The 16,017-nt window shown below is 38.1% G+C and carries 10 protein-coding genes and 1 tRNA gene; 1 reads left to right on the forward strand and 10 read right to left on the reverse strand.

The features are described 5' to 3' along the window. Positions 1-205: 205 nt before the first annotated feature. The 7 genes from RGQ13_RS03695 to RGQ13_RS03725 all read right to left on the reverse strand — a co-directional run bounded on the left by RGQ13_RS03695 (position 206) and on the right by RGQ13_RS03725 (position 9,673). Entirely contained in the window at positions 206-1,780 is a 1,575-nt protein-coding gene (locus RGQ13_RS03695; RefSeq protein WP_348392212.1) for a phytoene desaturase family protein, read from the reverse strand. A gap of 956 nt (positions 1,781-2,736) precedes the next feature. Continuing rightward, positions 2,737-3,477 carry a hypothetical protein gene (locus RGQ13_RS03700; protein ID WP_348392213.1) on the reverse strand — a complete coding sequence of 247 codons (741 nt, stop codon included), beginning with the start codon at positions 3,475-3,477 and terminating at the stop codon, positions 2,737-2,739. 14 nt (positions 3,478-3,491) lie between these two features. Next, complete coding sequence (locus RGQ13_RS03705; RefSeq protein WP_348392214.1) at positions 3,492-3,890, reverse strand: peptidase associated/transthyretin-like domain-containing protein; 399 nt, start codon at positions 3,888-3,890, stop codon at positions 3,492-3,494. 559 nt (positions 3,891-4,449) lie between these two features. Next, positions 4,450-6,243, reverse strand: coding sequence for a PKD domain-containing protein (locus RGQ13_RS03710; protein WP_348392215.1), 1,794 nt, complete (start codon positions 6,241-6,243; stop codon positions 4,450-4,452). A 138-nt stretch (positions 6,244-6,381) separates the two neighbouring features. Next, positions 6,382-6,458, reverse strand: a tRNA-Ile gene (locus RGQ13_RS03715). A 127-nt stretch (positions 6,459-6,585) separates the two neighbouring features. Then, the gene (locus RGQ13_RS03720; protein ID WP_348392216.1) at positions 6,586-8,979 is read right to left on the reverse strand and encodes a choice-of-anchor B family protein; all 2,394 of its coding nucleotides are present in this window, start codon (positions 8,977-8,979) and stop codon (positions 6,586-6,588) included. Positions 8,980-9,040: 61 nt separating this feature from the next. Beyond that, positions 9,041-9,673: an outer membrane protein gene (locus RGQ13_RS03725; protein ID WP_348392217.1), complete on the reverse strand. Its 633-nt coding sequence runs from the start codon at positions 9,671-9,673 to the stop codon at positions 9,041-9,043. Positions 9,674-9,992: 319 nt separating this feature from the next. On the opposite strand from RGQ13_RS03725, the gene RGQ13_RS03730 reads away from it, so the two are divergent. Next, on the forward strand, positions 9,993-11,468 hold the full coding sequence (locus RGQ13_RS03730) for a M28 family peptidase (protein ID WP_348392218.1): 1,476 nt from the start codon (positions 9,993-9,995) through the stop codon (positions 11,466-11,468). Positions 11,469-11,709: 241 nt separating this feature from the next. Here the strand turns inward: RGQ13_RS03730 and rpoD are convergent, their stop codons facing one another. The 3 genes from rpoD to RGQ13_RS03745 all read right to left on the reverse strand — a co-directional run bounded on the left by rpoD (position 11,710) and on the right by RGQ13_RS03745 (position 16,002). Next, positions 11,710-13,536: an RNA polymerase sigma factor RpoD gene (rpoD, locus tag RGQ13_RS03735; RefSeq protein WP_348392219.1), complete on the reverse strand. Its 1,827-nt coding sequence runs from the start codon at positions 13,534-13,536 to the stop codon at positions 11,710-11,712. Positions 13,537-13,662: 126 nt separating this feature from the next. Next, complete coding sequence (dnaG, locus tag RGQ13_RS03740) at positions 13,663-15,423, reverse strand: DNA primase (protein WP_348392220.1); 1,761 nt, start codon at positions 15,421-15,423, stop codon at positions 13,663-13,665. A 132-nt stretch (positions 15,424-15,555) separates the two neighbouring features. Further along, positions 15,556-16,002, reverse strand: coding sequence for a GatB/YqeY domain-containing protein (locus RGQ13_RS03745; protein WP_348392221.1), 447 nt, complete (start codon positions 16,000-16,002; stop codon positions 15,556-15,558). Between the last annotated feature and the right edge of the window lie 15 nt (positions 16,003-16,017).

Consider the following 16,017-nt stretch of genomic DNA (forward strand, 5'->3'; position numbering starts at 1 on the left):
TGAAGCGTTGAAGAGTGCTCGACACTCAGCCAATTTTAGGCAAACGGTCAGTCGTCGTGGCTGATATTGTAGGTTAGGCTTTGTTTTTTAGGATTAGGTACTTTGCCACATTGGGCTTTCTTGATGATGTTGAAGCTCATAGGTTCCTCTCTGGGTATCTTCATATAAGATACCCAGAGAGGAGTACTTTTTTATCATTGTTTATTCAACCAATATCTCGAATAATTTCTTTCGCCGCATTATGCCCTGGCGCACCAGTAACTCCTCCTCCGGGATGAGTTCCAGCACCACACATATATAATCCTTTAATCGGTGCACGATAATCTCCATGACCTAACATCGGACGAGCACTGAACATTTGATCGAGACTCAAAGCACCGTGCATAATATCGCCTTTGACCAAACCGAATTTTCTTTCTAAATCGAGCGGACTTAAAACCTGCTTGCCAAGCACACTTGATTTAAAGCCCGGCGCATAGACTTCTATCGTGTCGATAATTAGTTCAGCAGCTTCATCTCTGTGTTGATCCCAATCAATATCAGGATCAAACTGTTGACAAAACAAACTGGCTACATGCTGTCCCGGTGGCGCTAAGCTGTCATCCAACGTAGAGGGGATTAACATTTCAATCAATGGTACTTTAGACCAACCGTATTCTCTCGAGTCGCGATAGGACTGGTCTAAAAACTTAACTGTGGGGCCAAGAACAATGCCACCAGTTAGATGATCGTTACTTGCTCTCGGTTGATTTTTAAGACAGGTAAATTGTGGTAATTCTGATAGCGCCACGTTCATTCGAAAAGTGCCGGAACCATTTTTATAATGTTTAATGCGTCGTGCGAAATCTTCTGGTAAATGTTGTTCGTCTACCATCTTATTAAATAACAAACTTGGGTTTACATTGGCTGCTACAACTTTAGCATGAATCGTTTTTCCGTCTGTTAACTCCACCCCAATAGCTTTTCCATTTTCGACAATTACACGTTTTACCGATTGATTCACTTCTATGGTTACGCCTTTTTCTAAAGCAGAAGCAGCCATAGCCTGTGTAATTGCACCCATACCACCTACGGCATGACCCCAAAGACCTTTTTTGCCATTGACCTCACCAAACGCATGGTGCATTAAAACGTAAGCCGAACCTGGTGTATACGGGCTAGCGTAGTTGCCAACTAAGCCATCGAAGGCAAAAGCGCCTTTAACATATTCATTCTCGAAATATAAATTCAGAAAATCATCGACACTCTTGGTGAAAATATCCATGACAACACGATTTTCTTCAACTCTAAGTTTTCTAGCACGATTGCCTAGCGTGAGAGCTTTTAAAAGATCCCGGATCCCACCGCCGACATTCGGAGGCGTTTGCAAAAGGAAATCACGGATTAAATCGGCAACTAATTCTATATCACGCAAATATAAATCGAGTGACTTAGCGTCATTTTCTGAATAACGAGCGATCTCCTTTTTAAGGTTTTCACTTCCTACAGTAAACGCTAAAAAGTCGCCTTCAGGATTCGGCCAGAAATTATTAACTTTTCGTTCTAATATTTTTAAGCCATGACGGTGCAATTCAAGATCATTAATAACTTTGGGATTAAGAAGACTAACCGTATAAGAAGCAACAGAGTTTTTAAAACCAGGATGAAATTCTTCTGTAATCGCAGCGCCACCTACGATTGGATTACGCTCCAAAATAGTAACTTGCAAACCCGACTTGGCCAAATAGTTTGCACAAACCAAACCGTTGTGTCCGCCGCCAATTATTAGTACATCAGTCATATTTTAATTCTCATTGTTGTTGTGCTAAAAACGCAATATTTCATTGCTTTTAATCTTTTATTTAACCAATAGAAGTATTATTTATCCATAACAATACCATTTAAATATCAACACTTTACACTGTAATAATCAATTAAAATTGAAAAGATATCAAGCCACTTTTTTCAGATCATTATATTTCTGGCGTGGTGTACTTGTAGGGTAAAAATGGCTTTTCAGCTTCCTGGGCCGCCGCGAGGAAGCCTGAGTTGTTGGCACTCTTGGACTCAAACAGTTCGGTGAATATATTGGCATTAAACGTACTACGGTTTTTGACTGTCTGGACTATCGACGACAGTGCTATCCATTCATGTGAAAAGAAGCCGCCGTTGTTGTAGGTCAGGGTAGGTTTATCGGGGCTTGATATTTTGCCGCATTGGGATTTATTGAAGATAGCTTAGATGTCTTCACATTTGATGCGCGCGAAAGCGTAGATACCGATGATGACGGTGATGGCTATAAAGATGCCGATGAAAAAAAACAGGTACCGATCCACTCGATAGTACTAGTAATCCAAGTCAAAACACTGATAATGGCGAACTTGATGAGAATAGCATCAATGAAAGGTCAGGTGGTTCGTTTCATTATCTATATCTACTACTTCTGGCTGTTTTATTGGTAAAGAGAAAAGAGTGGATTTGCATACATTCTGCAGACTAAAAATCTATTATTAGCCAACTTAGACTAACATTAGGTGTAAAGCTCAGAACCGAACTGACAGTTACCAACTTTTCATTGGGTAACTGTCAGTTTTAATTCGAGGTAGATCCTTTTCTGCCCACATCGTTTTCCTTCAATGACTGCTTCAAATAGCGTTATGTCAAACCAAATTTCTTCCTTGATGAGTTATAACAACTTTCCTGACTTGAATAAAACCCACGAAGTAGTTAAGTGGGCATTATATTTTTCAAAAGACTTTATTTAATCATGATATTTGTAAATGAGAAGTAACCATTGTCAGCTTGATAGATTAGTCCTTTCTGAGGAACATCATAATCAATTTGAACATAAGTCGCTAGGCCATTAAATTTACCATCGTAACGATTTCCACAAGAGCTTATCGTAAAATTAATTACATACACATTAAGTGTGTTATCAGGGTGTGTTATTTCACCATTATACTGGCAGCCATTTGCATCAGAACCACTGATAAAACCTTCAGAGTCAATTGCTATTGATGAGTTGTAATCTAGTGTAGTGAAATTTCCAGACAAATCGCTTAAGGTTGTCACATCATTGCTTGATTCAGATTTAAAAAATTCGAACGAACTTGTGTTCACATTATCAAAATAAGCTTTACCTTGGATTTCGCTATCAGAATGACCTCCTTGAATATAACCTTCACCATAAAAATTACCAAAAACATCAAACGCAGTTCCATCAGCGGTATAATTCTCGTCATTTAATGATATTTGATATTTATCTTGCTCACCTGTTTCTAAGATAAATCTCGCCTCGCCAGTCGATGAAATTATACCTAAAGCAGCTATTGGTCGTTCACCAGTATATGTAACCTCTCCCTCCCATAACCCTGATGGCATTTTAGCTGCTGGAGGAGTTGGGGTTGGAGTTGGGTTAGATTCTTTATTAGAGCCACCGCCTCCACCGCCACAAGCAACAGTTAATAAACTCAATAATACAATTATGAATTTTTTCATTTAATTTCCTAATCTTACTCAGCGATTTTTACTTGGCTTTCTTCAGCTTCGCAAATTGGTGAAACGGTATATATAGTTGGGTATGCTTTCCATGCTGCTCCACTTATAAGATCTACAGGGATTGATATAACTCCCCAGTCAAGCAAGATCCCTAACAATGATGTAGCATCAAATTTATCGCCAGTTTCAATAATCACTGGTTCACAACCTTTTTTTACAACTTTTATAGTATGAGTTTCCCCTCGATCTATTTGAACTAAAGCATCATCAATGCCGCGCTTAACACCATCGACGTAGATTCTTGTTCCTGGCTCCACTGATGTAATTGTAATATTGTCACTCGTACCATTAATAATTCCCGCACAACCAGACAAGAACAAAGACGCAGTTAATGCGCAAACTAATTTTTTCATTTCAAACTCTCATATACTTAAATGGACAATCCATTACATTCGCTAAACATTTGATTACATATTTACACAATATTACAGTTTGAAATATGAACTGTTACAATTCAAAAAAGGCTGTGAAAAGTAAGTTAACAGGATGAATGTAATGACATTTTTTTATATCTAAATGACTAGTTTATGAAGTGTTTGGTAACAATTATTTAATGTGTGACTTTGTAATAGCTTATTAAAAATAAGCTATTTAAATAATAATTCTTGAAAATAAAAATGATTCGGAATGCTATGAGCTGGCAAATAAAGTTAAATAAATTATAGAGAGAGTCAAACAGCACTACAAACGATACTATAAAGTCTATTTTACATATGATGTTAGTGTGTATTTACTGTGAAGTCTTTTAGAAAGTGATGCCCTCCCTGACTTGAACAGGGGACCTGCCGATTATGAGCGCCTATATTATCCTAGTTAGTGATAAAACGTGAAATAAATAAGGAATTAAGAAGCTATTAAAAGCCGACTAATAGGGTAATACCCAATTAGCCGGGTTTATATTTTTCTGCCATTCTACTCTTGCCAAGTAAAGCTAATAGATGAAGTGTTTTGCCATGTTGAATTAAATAAATTGGCTTTAAATCGGTCGGGCTCAGCTTCAAGGAACTCTTGGTATCCATTTAAGTCATTGAAACTGGTTAAATTTAACTGGTACTGGAAATTATCAAGTAATTCGAATTCTTTTACTGAGATAAAATCGAATACATCAAAATTATCTTGATTTGGTACTTTGCCTGTTACCGGTGCGTAGATGTTCCAATCGATCAATTTATCTTGGACTGTACTCATTTTTATATTGAACCAAAATACATCTATTGAAGCGTATGATCTAAAGTCATAATCTAAATTATCACTCTGCACAAAATCCAACAGGTCTTGCGCTGACTCTAAAGGCAGTTTTATATCAATTGTATTTTGAGGCTGATCAGTAAACTGACGACTGTATCTTTGTATCATCGGGTTAGTCATCCCTATTATCGCTTGATGCTCTATGCTTAGTGTTTCAATTTTATAAAATGATGTAGTTAGATCTGGAAAATAAAAAACATCACTAGTCATATCTATGCTTGGCCATGGAACAATTAGTTGGCGCAGCTGTTGATTACCTTCGATATCACCTGTAGCAACTTTTAATACATTTAAATTTTCATCATTAATTGTTATTGAAAATGCAGTACCGGGCTTATCTAAAATTAAATCCTGATTTGGAACATAGTCTGCGATATAGGTAGCATAGGCTTGATCGTTTACACTAAAACTAGCGGTCGCTGAAACTGCAGGCCAGTTTTCATTTTCATCACGGCAAATTTCATAATCTGTCATTAATGTTTCACCACCAAGTATACCTAGGAATGACGGTCCATCGCCTTGGATGAAACCTGTTAGCATTATAAATCCTGTATTAATCATATCACTGGCCATATCAGGTACTTTTACAGAAAAATTTGTAAGCTCGCATACGCAGCCTTGCGTGGTGTCACTTTGATGATAAAGTATTTTCATATCAGTCATTGGTTGATTCATGAATGTTTTGGCAATAAGCTTGGATGCATTTGGGTCATCCCCCTCGGAGAATAGTATCGAAATGTCGGCGTGCGTTTGAGCCGTATAATATTCGATTAATCCCTGCTCATTAATCTGAACTTTAGTTTTGGTAGAAAAATTGGCATTGTGCACAATAAGTTGGGCATCATCTGCAAATATTTCAGCGCCGCATTTAGTTACAATGATAGGGGTTATAGATAATAGGTAATTAACCATAATATCAAGGCAATGTTTTATAGAGCTTTGTTCGCTATCGGTAACGGTTAAACATACATTATAGCTACCGCCATTGATGTATTGATGCATTGGGTTTTGCTGGTCAGACGTTGTTTCATCGCCGAAGTCCCAAGACCAACTTGCGATACTACCATCATCGGTACTGGTATCGGTAAAGATGACCAGTTGTTTGTTTTGTTCATTTGTAAAATTTGCTACAGGAGGTGTATTTATTGATGAACGGGTATTGTCTAAAGGGAAGTCATCTTCAGTGTCAGGTACACCATCGTTATCATCATCCGTATCAGCATTATTGCCAATACCGTCGTTATCGGTATCTACAGTCTCAGTACTATCAAGCGGAAATGCATCTTCAGCATCCTCTACACCATCATTGTCATCATCAGTGTCAATATTGTCAGGCGTACCGTCAGAGTCGGTATCAATTGTTTGAGTTTGATTTGTAGTTGACGATTTACTTCCGCTACTTCCACCGCATCCAAATAAGAAAAGAACTACTAGAACTAAGATTAGGTTTTTAAACATGCTCTATTCCCACATAAAAGTTGTGGAAATAAGTATAGGTTAATATTTATTATTTGAAAGTTTGTACAATTTACTCTGGAAAAAGCCAGATAAATATTTAGGAAAAATGATTGTTCAGGAGAGTTTTGTAGTAAAAAATGGTGGCCCCTCCCTGACTTGAACAGGGGACCTGCCGATTATGAGTCGGATGCTCTAACCAACTGAGCTAAGGGGCCATCTAGATGTGCTGCTTGATTTGTTATTAGTGATAATAACCAAAAGCGGCGGCAAGTATAAGCATTTTTTATTTTATTGTCACCACTTGTTGTTTAAAAAGTTTTAGTTTTTGTTTGTTTGTTGCTTTTATGAGCAAGTTGTTGCTTTTCTTTTACAAATTGCTGCGGCGATAAGCAATAATCCATAATAGTAACTGCCACCACCGGAGCTTGGTAACTCGGGCGTTATGATAATTGTTTCTATTTCTACAGTTACACTCACAGAATCACTTGCACTTAAACCTGTGGCGTCTGTTGCGGTGAAAGCAAAAGTTAAAATGTCGTTTGTTTGCGGAGCAGTAAAGTTTGCCTGTAATTGATCGCTATTGTTAATACTAACTGATGCACCTGACAATTGTTGCCATTGATAGGTTAATGCATCGTTGTCTAGGTCGCTGGCACTGGCAATTAAGTTTACGTTGTTGCCGGCTTGTGCATTTTTGTTTGTGCCTGCATTAACTTGTGGTGTATTTTCCCCGTCGGTTGCCGATATTGTTATTGCTGCCAAGTTCGGTTGGCTTAGTGTCGCACCATTTTTAGGATCGAAAAGTCGGATGAAAAATATTTCGTTTGGCTCTGCCAGGTTATCGGTGGTAATTTCTATATTAATGCTTTTGTCTGTACTATCTTGATCTTCCCAAGCTAGAGTGCCATTAGCCAAAGTAAAATCATCAATGTTTGCCGAGCCTGTCACTAACTCCCAGTTAACCTCTATATTGTCTTGTGCTTGATCATTTCTGCGAATATTTACTTGTATGGTTTGGCCTTCGCTGGTTGAGTAATTTTGATTGGTAAAACTTAAACTTCCTTGGTCAACATCTAAAGTATTGTCTTTTAAAATGTATAAACCACTGTTGATATCACTGGCTAATATGTTGCCACTAGGCAGAAATGGATACACTCCCCAGGCACCATGAAATGAGGGATTGTTTGAAATAGGGTAGGTATCAAAAAAGCCGGCTTCAACAGGCTGGGTAGGATCGGTTATATCAATGACCGTAATGCCACGCTCATAATTAGACATATAGTATCGATTGCCACGTACATAGCCATTATGGTCAATTGCCTGAGTGTCTCCTGTCCAGGTAGATAATAAACTTGGTGCGGTTAAGTCAGTGATATCAAATAATCTTAACGTGGTATTTAAGTTAAAGTCTTGTTCATCAAGTTCATCATGAACGAGCATTAATAGTTTATCTTCAGTGTACCAGCCGGAGTGTACATATGAGGCATTGCTATAACTGGTGGTGCTTAGTTTTGTAGGGGCACTATTTAGGGTTTTATCCCATAATTGGAAATCGTTCTCATTAAAGTCGAACATTATTTCGCAATGCTCGGTGCCATTAACGCATTGGCTGTCTTTCCGCTCATCATTAATCACCATAGAGGAAGCGTCGTGGCTATATTGACTGCGATTGTTTGCTGGTTTGTAAACGCTGACCAAACTGGTTGGGTCTTCAAGGCTATAGGTATTAAAACCGCCACCATTTTGATTCGAACCTGCTATGTGCAGGTAGGGTTTCATCCCTGTAATTGTAACTCCTGTAGAGTAATCGACATTACTTAAATACACATTATGAGCACTTAAATCTGTTTTATCGCTAGCTTTGATAGTAACGGTATTAGGTAATTGACTTAAATCTAAAATTAACAAACCTACATCAGCATTATCGGCTGTTACATAAGCATAGCTTTGCCATTTATTAATAGTAATATCGAAATATTGATAAACTTTGATATCACGCCAAATTGTTTGTTCGCTTGCTATCGTGGTTATAACAACGGGGGCTGAAGGTGCTGTAACATCAACAATACCAATACCATTACTTAAGCCTATTAACGCGTATTCTTTATTATCATTAAGATCGTAATGGCCCCAAATATCATTGCCTTCAGCGGGGTTTGTTGAAAACTGGTTAAGCGGAATATGAGCTAATAAATCTAATTTATTACAAGCGTGATCTCCAGCATAGCCATTACTACAAATAGTATTAACTTGCTTTTCTTGTAAACGATTAAAAGTCGCAAGTTTGGCTTTGATTATATTTTTTGTTGTGCTGCTCTCTGCTGATTTTTTATCAGCTATTACAGTGAAACCTTTGTCAGTTAGAGTTTGGACATAATCATAAGGTACACCAGTAAGGTAGGTGATATTACTAGTTTGTTTGTGGCTGAAATTGTCTTCGGTTCGATAATTACCGCGAATGGGCACTAAATCGCTTAATAAATAAAACAGCGTATCAACGTTTTCTATATGATAACTGCCTTTGCTTAGTAATATTTGATCGCCTTTGTTGGCGTGTTGGGCAGCATAATTTATTGTTTTGCACGGTGTTGTTACTATGTCACAACGGCCAGAATCAATACCATTAGAGGCTACATACCTCGCTTTATCGTGCTCGGCATGACTTAGGGCCTTATCATTATGAGTTGCTGTGATAAGTACCAATAAAAATACGCTTAGTTTAAATATATTATGCATATTTATAGTTTAGGTTAGTTGCTTCTATACTCCTAGCTTATGGCAAATAAGTACTGTGCAGTTAAAATCGGTAAGTTACCCCTGCTGTAAATTCACCTTGCAACCACATGTTACTGTTGGTTCTCATCACACAGCCTTTATTACCTGAACAGAATAGGTAACCATCACTATCGAAGAATGTGGCATAGCCTCTAGCGTCTACTCTAAGGGAAATACTTTCATTGAAAATAAACTTTGCCCCTATACCAAGGTTTGCTGATGGTCGAGTTTCAGAGTCTAAAGTTTTATCTCCGGGTTCAAGATGGACAGCACCTAGGCCACCACCGATATAAATGGGAACTTTGCCTTCGCCAGTTGTTACAGTTCCACCAATATGTAGGTAAGTAATACTTATTTCCATGTCATCTAGCTGAACATCACCGTCGAACTCAGTGCTTGAATGGCTTAAAAGTAACTCTCCGGTGCGATTATAGTCAAATTCCCATCCAAGGATGATGCCAGCACTAGCATCGTTGAGAAAATCAACTTCGAATGCTTCTTCACCTTCTTCTAAGTCTTCATCATCTTCAAGGTTATCTGAAGTTCTTTGACCAGCAAAAATGGTGATATCCCAATAGTCATCAGAATTGCTTTGTGCAAATGAATATGGAGAAAAAAGCACACAGGTAAGTAAGGCAAGTAAGTATCTTTTCATTAGCTTTATTTTTGTTGTTGAAGTTATTGATATGGTATGACTTTATGATATGCAGGGATTAGCATTGTCGCAAGTATATTGTTGATAAAGTTCCAAGTATCCAGTTAAAGATGCTGCCTCTACCTTTTATTTTAGTGATGTTTTATGCGATTTTTTTGAGGCAATAATTATCAGAGCAATACAAAGCTAAGAGCAATGACAAACTGGTATTTAAGAACTACAAGCGAATGGTTAAGTGTTGTTGCTTAATTTATAATCACCCCTTGACAGTTAAATATTGCTAAGTAAATATAAAATAAAACGAACATATGAGGTTTACATGGATATTTTTCATAGAGTGATCGTAACAATACTGGTCTGTAGCGTATTTCCCGCCTTGGCTGAAAGTAATGATATTGACAAATTGATTCATGCAATGAAAAATCAAACACCTATTATTGAAGACTTACAACAGTTAACTGATGAGATAGGCCCAAGACTTACGGGTACAAAAGCAAATGAACAATCACTCGATTGGGCAATCAAAAAATTTAAACAAGCGGGAATTCAAGCACAAAAAGAGTCTTTTGAAATGCCAAAATCATGGAGTGAGCAGAGCGCTTCAGCAATAATTTCTGGTAAAAACATTCATTTCTCCGCTCGTGTGGCAGCTATGCCTTTTACAAAAGGCACTTCAAGTAGTGGATTAACGGCCGCTATTGTAGATATTGGCAAAGGTGATCTTGCTGCATTTAAACAGTCACACAGCTTAAAAGATAAATGGTTACTTGTTGAAACCGCAATACTTGACGATAAAGCAGGTATCCATGGATTATTTCAAGAGTATGTAGATTCAGTCGGCATTGAGCAGCGCGCTATAGATGCACAAGCCGCAGGGTTAATCTATATGTCGTCTCGCCCGAAAAACCTACTGTACCGACATCTTCCAAGCAAAGGAGCAGATAGCAAACTAACCATAGTGGTTATGGAGCGGGAGCAAGCTTTAAAGGTTAAGCGCTTATTAAGTAAACACCAGCCTTTAGTCTTGAATGCAAAACTTGATATTACCAGTGAAAATACTTATCAAACACATAATGTTATCGCAGAAATAAAAGGCTCCACTCATGCAGATGAAATTGTCTTAATTGGTGCGCATATTGATTCTTTTGATTTGGGCACAGGCGCTCTAGATAATGGTTCAAATGTCGCATTAGTTATTGATATAGCAAGGCAAATTAAAAAATTAAATATTGCTCCAAAGCGTACGATTCGATTCGCCCTTTACAACGGAGAGGAACAAGGAATATACGGTTCATGGGGGTATACTAAAACTCATATTGAAGAATTAAATAAACACGTTATGACCGCAACCATTGATATTGGTACAGGAAAAATCAGCGGCTTCTTCACCAACGGTAGGGCAGATATTATTCCCGCACTGAATAAGGTACTGCAACCTGTTGTAGAGCTTGGCCCGTTTGAGCAAATCAATGTACATGTAGTAGGAACAGATAATTATGACTTTATGATGAATGGTGTAGCAAATATTGTTGCCAACCAACAAGATGCCAATTATGCTTCAAATTATCATGCCCAATCAGATACATTTGATAAAGTTGATCAAAAACAGTTAAAGCTTAATGCGGCTATTATGGCTGCGATGACATTAGGTTTTGCCAACTTAGAAAGTATAACTTGGAAACAACAAACAACTGAACAAGTCGAAGCAATGGTTCAATTGCTTGATATTGAGGCATCGATGAAAACGTTTGGTTTATATAAAAGTTGGAAAAATAAAACTCGCCCGGTTAGATAACCCTAATCATTAAGGCATTTGATTCGTTCCATGAATTACAAATCTAAAGCCATGATTTATACGATGTAATGAATGCCGTGAACACAGGGATGTGAAGGAACGGTCCATGGCGATTTGCATTCCATCATCCCTGAAGCAAACAGAATTTAAACCATCCATGGCAATTCAAAGTTAATTCGTTCCATGAATTAAAAAAGCCTGCAGAAGCAGGCTTTAATTAAATTTTGAATTACTTCTCGACTTACTCGCCGTCTAAGAAACTCTTAAGTTGCTCAGAACGAGAAGGGTGGCGAAGCTTACGTAATGCTTTAGCTTCGATTTGACGAATACGTTCACGTGTAACGTCAAATTGCTTACCAACTTCTTCTAATGTGTGGTCGGTATTCATATCGATACCAAAACGCATTCTAAGAACTTTAGCTTCGCGGGCTGTTAGGCCAGCTAACACTTCGTGAGTAGCATTTTTAAGGTTTTCAGTGGTTGCAGCATCAACTGGCAATTCACCGCTACCATCTTCAATAAAGTCACCTAAGTGCGAATCTTCGTCATCACCAATTGGTGTTTCCATTGAGATTGGCTCTTTAGCAATTTTTAAGACCTTACGAATTTTATCTTCAGGCATAACCATACGTTCTGCTAATTCTTCAGGAGTAGGCTCGCGACCCATTTCTTGAAGCATTTGACGTGAAATACGGTTTAGCTTGTTGATCGTTTCAATCATATGTACCGGGATACGAATAGTACGTGCCTGATCGGCAATTGAACGAGTAATTGCTTGCCTGATCCACCATGTAGCATAAGTTGAGAACTTATAACCACGACGGTATTCAAACTTATCAACGGCTTTCATCAAACCAATGTTACCTTCTTGGATTAAATCTAAGAATTGTAAACCACGGTTGGTGTATTTTTTAGCAATTGAAATAACAAGACGTAAGTTAGCTTCAACCATTTCTTTTTTCGCTCGGCGAGCTTTCGCTTCACCAATTGACATACGACGGTTGATGTCTTTAATGCTTTGTACGCTTAAAAACGTTTCTTCTTCAAGGTGCGTAAGTTTGTAAACACAACGCTCAATGTCGAAAGAAACCATTTTTAATTTTTCTGAATATGAGTGACCGGCTGCTATTTCAGCTTCTAACCATTCGGTTTCGGTTTCATGACCAGGGAATATTTTAATGAAATGAGTTTTTGGCATACCAGCGCCAACAACACAGTGCTTCATTATTAAACGTTCTTGAACACGTACTCGGTCCATTACATCACGCATGCTTTTAACTAAGCGATCAAATAATTTTGGAATTAAACGAAATTCTTTAAAACATTCTGATATTTCATTAATTGCTGCAACCGAATCTTGATGATTGCGACCTTTAGCTTCAATTTCTTTATTGGCAGCTTCGTAGCGTTTACGTAATTCGGTGAAGTGTTCACGAGCTAGTTCAGGATCTGGCCCTGTATCTTCCTCTTCTTCATCTTCATCATCATCTTCATCATTAAGCTCTTCTTTTGAAAGCTCAGAGCCAACGTGAGTTGCTGTTGGTGCAACCTCATCTGGTGCATCTGGGTCTAAGAAACCAATGATGATGTCAGTTAAACGTAACTCTTCAGCTTCAAAATTATCCCATTGCTCTAACAAATAGTTAATTGCAGGTGGATATTCAGAAACACTACGTTGTACTTCTCTGATCCCTTCTTCGATACGTTTGGCGATAACAATTTCGCCCTTACGAGTAAGAAGTTCTACAGTACCCATTTCTCGCATATACATACGGACAGGGTCAGTTGTGCGACCAATTTCACTTTCTACAGTGGCTAATGCTTGTGCTGCAGCTTCGGCTGCATCTTCATCAGTATTGGCTTCGGCCATCATTAATTCATCGGCATCAGGTGCGTTTTCAAACACTTGAATACCCATGTCGTTAATCATGCGAATAATATCTTCAACTTGATCAGAATCTATTATGTCTTGAGGGAGGTGATCATTCACCTCAGCAAAAGTTAAGTACCCTTGCTCCTTACCTTTAGTGATAAGTTCTTTTAGTCTAGATTGTGGGGCTTGAACCATTGACGAAAGTCCACCTATTTGGCTATCAAAATACGAACAGTAAAGGACGAAATTATAGCAAGTCGAATAAAGAAACGCCAGTTTAGATAACTAAAACAATTTATAAAATTGTTTAAAATCGTATATTTAGCTCTGTGCGTTAAGCAAAGACTGAAGTTCTTGTTTTTCCAACGAGTTTAATTGTCCCAAACGGGCTTTTTGTAACAGTAATTCTGTACGATTTTCTACAAATGTGTTAATTATTTTTTCTAAAATATCACTAAACACATCTTCAGCAGCGTTACTATCGATATGATGTTCCCATACGAGTAGCTTCGCTAATATCTTTCCTTGCTCAGTACCGCGCCAACTTTCGATTATTTGGCTGCTAGTGATGCCTTTCCTGGCTTTGCATTGCTGCATAAGCTCTTTAAATAAATTTATACCAGGTAACTCTATCGGCTCTAAAATCGATAAGTCTGGTAGAACTTCTACTAAATGGGGATGCTCAAGCAATAATGCAATAGCTAATCGAATAGGAGTTACTTTTGTTTTTGATTTACTTGCTTGTTTCTGTGCAGGTGATTGATTTTTATTTAGTTTTGCAAGCTGCTGTTCAGAGCCTGTACCGAATTTATTTGCTAATTCATTTAAAATAGAATCTTTTAAGGTACTGTCTGGCAATTTTTGTAAGTATGGTTGAAAAGACTCAAGCAACGCAGCTTTACCTTCGAGTGAACCTACATTAACTTGGCTAAGAAGATGTTCAAATAAAAACTGCGATAGTGGTTTGGCTTCATCTAGAATTTTCTCAAACTCTTGCTGACCTTTTTTGCGCACTAACGTGTCAGGGTCTTCGCCGTCGGGAACAAATACAAATTTTAAAGAAATGCCATCTCGTATTAGTGGCAGGGCATTATCCATAGCGCGCCATGCGGCCTCTCTGCCTGCTCTGTCACCATCGTAGCAACAGATAACTTCTTTTACCGTGCGGAACATGGTTTGAAGCTGTTCTTCAGTTGTTGATGTGCCAAGTGAAGCAACCGCATAATTGATACCATGCTGGGCTAAAGCGACTACATCCATATAACCTTCAACAACTACTAGCCGATTAAGGTTTTTACAATGCTGCCTTGCTTCATAGAGGCCATATAATTCCTGACCTTTATGATATATTCGAGTTTCGGGAGAGTTTAAATATTTTGGCGTACCATCGCTTAATACTCGGCCGCCAAAACCAATAACACGCCCGCGCTTATCTTTAATAGGGAACATAACCCGACCGCGAAAGCGATCGTATGGACGATTTTTATCACCCTGTATTGCCATACCTAAATCGACGAGTTGCTTTGAGTTTTGGCTAGAGTTACCAAACACATTCATCATGTCGTCCCAGCTATCGGCACAGTAACCAATGCCAAATTGTTTTACTATTTCGCCGGTAAGTCCACGGCCTTTTAAGTAATCGATTACCGTTTTAGAATCAGCATGAGTCTTGAGGTTTTTTTGATAAAACTGGCTTATTTTTCCCAGTAATTCATAGTCGTCTTGTTTTTGTTTATGAGCTATTTGCTGGCGTTTTTGTTCTGCCGGTGATTGGGTGTTTTGTTCTCGTTCAACTTCTATACCGTTATGACTGGCAAGCTCTTCAATGGCATCGACAAATTCTAATCGGTCGTATTCCATGATAAAACTAATTGCATTGCCATGAGCACCACAACCAAAGCAATGGTAAAACTGCTTATCTCTGCTTACCGTAAATGATGGGCTTTTTTCACCATGAAAAGGGCAACATGCCTGATAATTTTTACCTGCTTTTTTTAATGGTACTTTGCCATCAACAAGATCAACAATATCAGTACGAGCTAATAAATCGTCGATAAAAGTACGTGGGATCATACCGGCCATATAAAAGGATATTGTCCAAGAAGGTTAATAAAATGAGTTCTGAATTAACTATATCAAATAGCAGTTTAAATGATATAAAAAAACCGCAATAACTAAGTTACTACGGTTTTAAATTTGCTATGTCGAAACTGATTATGCGTTTAAGGTAGCTCTTACTTGACCACTAACTTGGCCTAAGTCTGCTTTTCCTTGCATTTGCGGTTTTAATATTGCCATTACCTTACCCATGTCAGCCATAGAAGCTGCACCGGTTTGAGTAATAGCAGTTGAAATTAGCTGAGCTATTTCATCCGCACTTAGTGCTTGTGGAAGAAATTCTTCCAACACTACAATTTCGGCTTCTTCACTAGCTGCTAATTCGTCACGCCCACCTTGGGTGAACATGGTTACAGATTCTTTGCGTTGCTTGATCATTTTAGTGATTAGCGCAAGGATCTCTGTTTCAGACATATCTTTTTGATTGTCAATTTTAGCGAGCTTAATAGAAGACAATGCCATACGTATAACGCCAAGACGAGGTTTGTCTTTGGCACGCATGGCAGTTTTCATCTCTTCGTTGAGTTGGCTTTGCAAACCCATAACTAAATCTTATTA

Origin of the sequence: Thalassotalea psychrophila (assembly GCF_031583595.1) — a bacterium.
Classification (GTDB): Bacteria; Pseudomonadota; Gammaproteobacteria; order Enterobacterales; family Alteromonadaceae; genus Thalassotalea_A; species Thalassotalea_A psychrophila.

What these genes read in the sequence shown, in the direction of transcription:
- RGQ13_RS03695 (WP_348392212.1), bottom strand. Translation starts at nt 1,780, where the DNA reads ATGACTGATGTACTAATAATTGGCGGCGGACACAACGGTTTGGTTTGT.
- RGQ13_RS03700 (WP_348392213.1), bottom strand. Translation starts at nt 3,477, where the DNA reads ATGAAAAAATTCATAATTGTATTATTGAGTTTATTAACTGTTGCTTGT.
- RGQ13_RS03705 (WP_348392214.1), bottom strand. Translation starts at nt 3,890, where the DNA reads ATGAAAAAATTAGTTTGCGCATTAACTGCGTCTTTGTTCTTGTCTGGT.
- RGQ13_RS03710 (WP_348392215.1), bottom strand. Translation starts at nt 6,243, where the DNA reads ATGTTTAAAAACCTAATCTTAGTTCTAGTAGTTCTTTTCTTATTTGGA.
- RGQ13_RS03720 (WP_348392216.1), bottom strand. Translation starts at nt 8,979, where the DNA reads ATGCATAATATATTTAAACTAAGCGTATTTTTATTGGTACTTATCACA.
- RGQ13_RS03725 (WP_348392217.1), bottom strand. Translation starts at nt 9,673, where the DNA reads ATGAAAAGATACTTACTTGCCTTACTTACCTGTGTGCTTTTTTCTCCA.
- RGQ13_RS03730 (WP_348392218.1), top strand. Translation starts at nt 9,993, where the DNA reads ATGGATATTTTTCATAGAGTGATCGTAACAATACTGGTCTGTAGCGTA.
- rpoD (WP_348392219.1), bottom strand. Translation starts at nt 13,536, where the DNA reads ATGGTTCAAGCCCCACAATCTAGACTAAAAGAACTTATCACTAAAGGT.
- dnaG (WP_348392220.1), bottom strand. Translation starts at nt 15,423, where the DNA reads ATGGCCGGTATGATCCCACGTACTTTTATCGACGATTTATTAGCTCGT.
- RGQ13_RS03745 (WP_348392221.1), bottom strand. Translation starts at nt 16,002, where the DNA reads ATGGGTTTGCAAAGCCAACTCAACGAAGAGATGAAAACTGCCATGCGT.